Annotated in this window: 8 protein-coding genes, 1 pseudogene and 1 other annotated feature; of the genes and pseudogenes, 1 reads left to right on the top strand and 8 read right to left on the bottom strand. The window is 39.1% G+C overall.

The genetic code is table 11. From position 1 onward, the window contains the following. Positions 1-50: 50 nt before the first annotated feature. The 5 genes from rplT to B3473_RS06810 form a co-directional block, all read right to left on the bottom strand. Positions 51-410: a 50S ribosomal protein L20 gene (gene rplT, locus B3473_RS06830; protein WP_000124839.1), complete on the bottom strand. Its 360-nt coding sequence runs from the start codon at positions 408-410 to the stop codon at positions 51-53. 51 nt (positions 411-461) lie between these two features. After that, positions 462-662: a 50S ribosomal protein L35 gene (rpmI, locus tag B3473_RS06825; RefSeq protein WP_003065422.1), complete on the bottom strand. Its 201-nt coding sequence runs from the start codon at positions 660-662 to the stop codon at positions 462-464. A gap of 39 nt (positions 663-701) precedes the next feature. Continuing rightward, on the bottom strand, positions 702-1,232 hold the full coding sequence (infC, locus tag B3473_RS06820) for a translation initiation factor IF-3 (RefSeq protein ID WP_167829272.1): 531 nt from the start codon (positions 1,230-1,232) through the stop codon (positions 702-704). Positions 1,233-1,245: 13 nt separating this feature from the next. Next, positions 1,246-1,372: a sequence feature (ribosomal protein L20 leader region), on the bottom strand. Between the two features lie 24 nt (positions 1,373-1,396). Further along, complete coding sequence (cmk, locus tag B3473_RS06815) at positions 1,397-2,077, bottom strand: (d)CMP kinase (RefSeq protein ID WP_154454707.1); 681 nt, start codon at positions 2,075-2,077, stop codon at positions 1,397-1,399. A 15-nt stretch (positions 2,078-2,092) separates the two neighbouring features. Then, the gene (locus B3473_RS06810; RefSeq protein WP_154454706.1) at positions 2,093-2,638 is read right to left on the bottom strand and encodes an SAG1386/EF1546 family surface-associated protein; all 546 of its coding nucleotides are present in this window, start codon (positions 2,636-2,638) and stop codon (positions 2,093-2,095) included. Between the two features lie 44 nt (positions 2,639-2,682). Here B3473_RS06810 and B3473_RS06805 point away from each other — a divergent pair, with 44 nt between their 5' ends. After that, positions 2,683-2,880, top strand: a complete 198-nt coding sequence (locus B3473_RS06805; RefSeq protein ID WP_154454705.1) for a ferredoxin — start codon at positions 2,683-2,685, stop codon at positions 2,878-2,880. On the opposite strand, the gene B3473_RS06800 is transcribed toward B3473_RS06805, so the two are convergent. The 3 genes and pseudogenes from B3473_RS06800 to B3473_RS06790 all read right to left on the bottom strand — a co-directional run. Further along, a complete protein-coding gene (locus B3473_RS06800) occupies positions 2,870-3,358 on the bottom strand; it encodes an EbsA family protein (RefSeq protein ID WP_167829271.1) in 489 nt (162 codons plus the stop codon). The genes B3473_RS06805 and B3473_RS06800 overlap by 11 nt on opposite strands. A 57-nt stretch (positions 3,359-3,415) precedes the next feature. Further along, positions 3,416-4,633, bottom strand: coding sequence for a peptidase T (gene pepT, locus B3473_RS06795; protein WP_293678035.1), 1,218 nt, complete (start codon positions 4,631-4,633; stop codon positions 3,416-3,418). Between the two features lie 89 nt (positions 4,634-4,722). Continuing rightward, positions 4,723-4,977, bottom strand: a pseudogene (locus B3473_RS06790) (hypothetical protein); the annotation flags it as partial.

The following is a 4,977-nucleotide window of genomic DNA, read 5'->3' as shown; positions in this document are numbered from 1 at the left end:
CTTGACAAATGGTAGAAAAGAGAGAACGTTTAATGTTCTCTCTTAACTCATTATTTACCAAGTTTAGCTTTAGCTGCATCTGCAAGAGCTGTGAAAGCTGCTGCATCGTTAACTGCTAAATCAGCAAGCATTTTACGGTTAACTTCGATTTCAGCTAATTTCAAACCATGCATCAATTGTGAGTATGATAAACCGTTCATACGAGCTGCCGCATTGATACGAGTGATCCAAAGTTTACGGAAATCACGTTTTTTCTGACGACGGTCACGGTATGCATAGTAGTAAGAATTCATTACTTGTTCTTTTGCAGTACGGAACAAGATATGTTTTGCACCATAGTAACCTTTAGCAAGTTTCAATACACGTTTACGACGTTTGCGTGATACAACGCCACCCTTAACACGAGCCATTTATATTCTCCTCCAAATAATTCTTAATAATATTGAGTAAATGCTTTAGACTTATTTAAGACCTGAAAGCATTGCTTTAATACGTTTGAAATCTCCTGAGTGCACCATAGCGGCTTTGCGAAGATGACGACGTTGTTTTTTAGTTTTACCGTGGAAACGGTGTGATGTGAAGGCGCGGAAGCGTTTCAATCCACCAGAACCTGTACGTTTGAAACGTTTAGCTGATGCGCGGTGTGTTTTTTGTTTTGGCATTTTAAAAATTCTCCTCTTAAAATAGTTTAAAATTGACAATTATTTTTTGTCAGAAATTGGTGCAAGCTGCATGAACATTTGGCGTCCATCCATCTTAGCTCTTTGCTCAATAATAGCAATGTCTTGCGTTCTTTCTGCAAATTCCGCCAATACCTTTGCTCCAATTTCTTTGTGAGTAATCATACGACCTCTAAAGCGAATAGAGACCTTGACCTTATTTCCTTTTTCAAGGAATTTACGGCCGTTACGAAGTTTAGTCTCAAAGTCACCTTTATCGATAACTGGGCTAAGACGAACCTCTTTCACAGTCACAACGCTTTGTTTTTTACGTTGTTCCTTACGTTTCTTTTGATACTCAAATTTGAACTTTCCATAGTCCATAATTTTTGCAACAGGTGGCGTAGCTTGTGGTTGAATTAAAACCAAATCCACATTAGCATCATCAGCAATTGCTTGAGCTTCTGATAATGGTTTAATTCCTAACTGTTCACCATCAAGACCAACGAGACGAACTTCGCGAACGCGGATTTCATCGTTAATGAATAGATCTTTCTTAGCTATGATCTTCACCTCTTTATTTTTTTAGAGAAAAACGAAACGGACTTGAGAAACAAGCCCGCACACACGTAATATTCCATAAGGAATGTTTGACATGTTGGGCCAGACAACCGTAGTCGCAAGGCGAGAAGTTCTCACTTCTGCTTTTCTCATTGTTTTAAATTATAGCACGAATGTTAAGCCATGTCAATCATTTTCTCTGCTTTTTCTTGAATAAATGCGACAACACCATCAATGTCAACACCTGTCGTGTCAAATGTAATGGCATCAGAAGCTGGTTTCAAAGGAGAAACCTCACGATGACTGTCCTTATAATCCCGCTCTGCAATCTCTTTTTTCAAAGTTTCAAAATCGGTCGCAATTCCTCGCTCTTGATTTTCTTTGAAACGACGTTGAGCACGTTCTTCCACTGACGCAATTAAAAAGATTTTCAATTCTGCATCAGGCAAGACAACTGTCCCAATATCACGACCATCCATAATAATGGCACCGTCTTTGGCAATACGACGCTGCTGCTCAACTAATTCTTCACGAATTTCTGGAATAGCTGCAATATGTGACACATTAGCCGTCACATCATTGTCACGAATGGCACGTGTGACTTCTGTCTGACCAACAAAAACGGTTTGGCTACCATCTTTGGCACGTCCAAAAGAGATCGGATTGTCAGACAAGGCTTTTAAAATGCCCTGCACATCATCTATTTGAAGATTGTTTTTCAAAGCGAGATAAGTAGCTGAACGGTACATAGCCCCAGTATCTAGATAAGTATAGCCAAGATTATGTGCTAAAATCTTGGCTACTGTACTCTTTCCACTTGAAGCAGGACCATCAATCGCAATTCTAATTGATTTCATATTCCTCTGTCTTTCTTAGTTAACGTTAACGACATCACCTGGGTTAGCATACCAGTAACCTGATGTCATGTGACTTGGATTGAGTTGGTAAAGCGTGTCGACTGAAATACCAGCACGTGCGGCAATAGATGCAGCTCCTTCACCTGGCAATACGGTAATAGTCCCACCGTTGCTAGACGTATCTGTACTTGATGAAGAAGGCGTTGTATCTGTACTTTGGCTAGTCGCTGGTGTTTCTTCTGTGCTCTCAGCTGGCGCCTCTGAGGTCGAATCACTTTCTGAAGGTGTTTCCTCAGAAGTTGTTTCTGATGTTTCAGTGCTTGATGACGTGCTGACACTGCTGCTTGTAGAAGCCCCGTAAAAATTAGAGGTTTCAGATACCTTGTCACCACTTCGATTTGAAGTGTAAAAGACAACAAATAAAATAGCCACAATGATCACAAAGAACACACTAAGCAAACCGGTCAACAAAGGTGTGCTCACTACTGAGCCCTTTGTTTTACGATTAGCAGATTGGTCTTTATCCTCTACGACTTTTTCTTCCCATGGTTGTTTTGTCATAATGTCCCCTTGTTAAATCAATCAATTCATATTACAATAATACTATGAAAGTACAAATAATACCAAAACAATGTATCGCCTGCGGATTATGTCAGACCTATTCTTCGGTATTTGACTACCACGACGATGGCATTGTTAAGTTTACTGATTCTGATAGCTTAGAAAAAGTTATTCCTAGCACAGATGTTGATACCATAACAGCCGTTAAAAACTGCCCGACAAAAGCTCTTACTATTTCGTAGGAGCTTTTGTCTCATTATGGTAAGCTTCAAAATAATCCAACTTAATCAAATTATCTGTTAAAACGACCTCGCCAGCAAACTCTGGACGTAACACTAAAGCATCTAAGAAGTATTTTTTCGGCCATTTTCGCATATAAAAGATACGATCGGGTTGGTTTTTGATTTTCATCACAATACCAGATTTATTAACCTCAATCGTTTGAATTTGCGCTATCGCTACTCTTGAGCGTCTAAATGGATTTAAGGCCACAATTCTTAATTTTCCATCATCTTCAATGATGAAATAGCGGTGAAAACCTAGCCCAACTAGAATCACAAAAGTCGCAAACAATACAAAGAAATGGTTGGGTATTTTAGTTCGTTCAAATAACAATGAGAATGCAATAAACATCGGCGCAAGAGCAATTGACCAATACGTAATCAGCCATGATAATTCAGGTTGCCAATGGTATCGCATCTTTCCAAAGATTTTAATCACAATGTTCCTCCACCGTTTGATTTTATCAACTAATGCTTATGCAACGCTTAAATGAGCTTATTTTCGGACAATCCCAATAATCACATCAACTGCTTTTTCCATTGTTTGAAGACTGACGAATTCAAAACGACCGTGCATGTTTTCACCACCAGCAAACAAGTTTGGTGTTGGAATGCCCATAAATGAAATTTTTGAACCGTCTGTTCCACCACGAATTGGCTCAATAACAGGTTTGATGTTCAAATCTTCCATGACCTCTTTGGCTAATTCAATTGGTGTCATATCCTTTTCAATGACTTTTTTCATGTTGTAATATTGGTCATTCAAATGAACAAAAACACATTCTTTGCTGAGGGCTTTATTCATCTTGTCCGCAATCTCTTGTACGAGAGCCTTACGCCCTTCAAAAGAAGCATCTTCAAAATCGCGGATAATATAGGAACTATGCGCTTCATCAACTGTTCCTTCCATTCCGTGAAGATGGAAGAAGCCTTCATATCCTTCCGTATTTTCAGGACGGTCAGCTTCTGGCAATTGATTATGGAAATCAATAGCTAATTGCAAAGCATTAATCATTTGGTTTTTAGCCGTTCCTGGGTGAACATTACGCCCTTTAAAATCAACTTCTAAAGCTGCTGCGCTAAAGGTTTCGTATTGCAATTCACCAAGTGGACCACCATCAACGGTGTAGGCAAAATCCACATCAAAATCATCCACATCAAAATGATTAGCACCAACACCGATTTCTTCATCTGGACCAAAACCAACACGAATTTCCCCGTGTTTGATTTCAGGATGAGCCACCAAATACTCAATTGCTGTCATAATTTCAGCAATCCCTGATTTGTCATCAGAGCCTAGCAAAGTTGTCCCATCAGTTGTCACCAAGGTTTGACCAAGGTAGTTATTAAGATTTGGAAATTCTGCTGGGTCTAGTGTGTAACCTGATTGGCCAAGTTCAATAAATCCACCAACATAGTTATCAATCACTTGCGGGTTAACCCCTTCAGCATTGAAATCAGCCGTATCCATATGTGCAATAAACCCAATTTTACGGGTTTTAGTCGCATCATTGGCAGGCAATGTTCCAACCAAGTAGCCATTAGGCAAATAATGCACATCTTGCAAACCAACAGCTTCCATTTCAGGTTTTAGCACGTTCAAAGCAAAATCCACTTGGGATTGCGTTGACGGCACTGTTGTGCTGTTCGGATTACTACGCGTATTGACTTTAACATACGTTAAAAAACGTTTTAATAAATTCTCGTAAGACATCTTTCACCTCTAATTTTTCCATTCCTATTATAGCAAAAAAAACAGCCAAATGGGCTGTTTTTTTAAGTGAGTTTTAAAAAAAGAATCCACTAGTTTGTCACATGGTAATAAACCTTGTTTGCCAAGTCTTGAGAAGAAATATCTTCAGAGATAATCAATCGGTCTTTGCTGGTATCTGAAGTGTCTTGATTCCCATTCAAATACGATTCTGGAAAGATGGTGTTGGCTGGAATAATATAAACCGTTTCGTTTATTTTAGTTCCTGTTTGCACATTAAGCAATAAAATCCCATTTTGGTCTATATCCAAAAAGTCTGCGGTTAGACCTTCTGTTGCCAGACCCTT

The organism is Streptococcus sp. UBA632 (assembly GCF_002300045.1).
GTDB classification, from domain to species: Bacteria; Bacillota; Bacilli; order Lactobacillales; family Streptococcaceae; genus Streptococcus; species Streptococcus alactolyticus.
Note: the sequence above shows the minus strand (reverse complement) of the source record. Positions and strands in the feature narration are given on the sequence as shown.